Genomic DNA, 1,922 nt, shown 5'->3' with positions numbered 1-1,922 from the left:
GAGGGATGGCGCATTCAGGCCACCCGTTGAAGCAGGAACCCACCGGGGTGATTCAGGCTTCGGTCTGAACGCTGCAGGAATCCCCGTCCTTCAGGGCGGGGAGGATGTCAACTCTCACAGACTAATATCGACGCTGCATTTGACGACGATGGGCGACAGATCAAACCGCTTCTGGCGCGTATAACTGGTAATATTGAGGGCCTCGTAAAGCTGTTTAACCAGTGTGGCTGGCAGGTAGAATCGGCACTGGATAACTCCCTGCCCCACCAGTATACGCTGATGGTCGAACAGGAAGTCTCGGGAAAAGATTAGTGGCGGATCTGCGCCAGACCGTTTTCCGTCAAACTGGTCACTTTCATGACAGTATTGAGGTCGTTACCGTTCTGCAGCATGGTGCGGGCAACTTCCAGCTTAACTTCATTACGGCCTTCTTGCCTATTGGATTCACTTTTGAAGGCCCTTCTCGATACCCTTGTGTTAAAGCTCTTGTGCGCTGGTCATGAGTGCGACCCCGTCTTACGGTACACGCGGTGCCAGTTCGCGTATAAAGGCTTCTTCTTCGGTGCACTATAAAGTGTACCAGCGATTATCTGAAAAGGATGATATCTCGAGTTTCCAAAGTAGGAATAAAAAAAGAGTCATTGCTTAACTCCATTTTTATAAAAAAAATGCCAAAACAGCGTTAACGACTATTTTATTTAATGAGAAGTATGTTTACATCCGCCCCTTGCTAGGGCGGATGATTTATTATTTAAACGTTTAAGAAGGAACCTGCATACTTATATGTGGCGATGCTGATGCACTTCTATGATTAGATTTATTAATATGAAGATGACTGGCTGGAATAGCACTACATCCTTTTCGATGAGCAATATCTGTCAGCGCAAGCAGTATCTCTTCCTGTGATTTTGCAAAGTTTCCATATGGAACAAAGCTTCCGCTTGGAACTGATGTAACCCATGCATAAATATTAATTTTTAAAGCTGACTCACCGAAACCGCTGAAACGAAACACGAAATAGCTCAGATCGTTGCGCGTTGACAGCCACTTGTTCCCCTCGTCCACTACATCCTGAATTTTCGAATAATCTTCGAAGCTCAGAAAAATATCCTGTGAAAGCGTTCGATGGGTTAACCGTGAATTATTAATTAGGTTGTGCGTATTAAAGACAGAGTTAGGTACGTAGACACGCTTACCGTCCCAGCTTTCAATAGTGGTAGAGCGCCAACCGATATGAATAACTTTCCCTGACAAATCAGCATCTTTGATAATGATGTCATCGCCGATCTTAAAAATTCTACTTGCAAATACCGTCAGACCACCGAAAAGGTTAGACACTAAATTCTGTGCGGCAAAACCAACGGCAATACCTGCTGCACCCCCGAATGCCAGTAGTCCAGTAATTGAAATGCCAAGCACCTGTATGGTTCCCAGTATTATAATAATAAAAACAATTACCGTAGAGATTTTAGTAATAGCATCAACTGCAGTCTTATCTATCTCTGAGCCCTGAACAATGGATCTTTTAAGATAGTGGGACTGGACATTGTGAATAAGACGGAGCAGGAACCAGCCGACGAGGAAAATTAAAAGAATCTTTTGTAAGGGGAGAATTATTTTATAGAAGGAAGTGTATTCTTTCCCTTCAATTGGAAAATAATAGCGCATAAGAACAACTATGCTATAAATCCAAAATGCCAAAATTAGCGGTTTTTTGACCGCGCTTAACAGTGCATTTCTCCAGCCGCTTTTCTCCTGTTCATCTTTTTTTTCGAAAAAGCTTATCCCCCAAACCAATAATTTATTAATGGTAACAAGCGAGATCAGCATTAATACTGGGAAGATCCAGGATGAATGGTCCTTGATTATATCTCCATAAATTTGCATCCAATTCATTACAATTCTCCTTTAAAATATTAATG

At 42.6% G+C, this 1,922-nt stretch carries 1 protein-coding gene and 1 pseudogene; both read right to left on the bottom strand.

Features of this window, described 5'->3' with window-relative positions:
- Window positions 1–308: 308 nt before the first annotated feature.
- Window positions 309–561, bottom strand: a pseudogene (locus tag AB8804_RS23200) (ISNCY family transposase); the annotation flags it as partial.
- A 198-nt stretch (window positions 562–759) separates the two neighbouring features.
- On the bottom strand, window positions 760–1,896 hold the full coding sequence (locus AB8804_RS23195; RefSeq protein ID WP_371190292.1) for a mechanosensitive ion channel family protein: 1,137 nt from the start codon (window positions 1,894–1,896) through the stop codon (window positions 760–762).
- Window positions 1,897–1,922: the final 26 nt, after the last annotated feature.

The sequence above is a fragment of the Enterobacter sp. KBR-315C3_2022 genome (genome assembly GCF_041399425.1).
GTDB lineage: Bacteria > Pseudomonadota > Gammaproteobacteria > Enterobacterales > Enterobacteriaceae > Enterobacter.
Note: the sequence above shows the minus strand (reverse complement) of the source record. Positions and strands in the feature narration are given on the sequence as shown.

What these genes read in the sequence shown, in the direction of transcription:
- AB8804_RS23195 (WP_371190292.1), bottom strand. Translation starts at nt 1,896, where the DNA reads ATGAATTGGATGCAAATTTATGGAGATATAATCAAGGACCATTCATCC.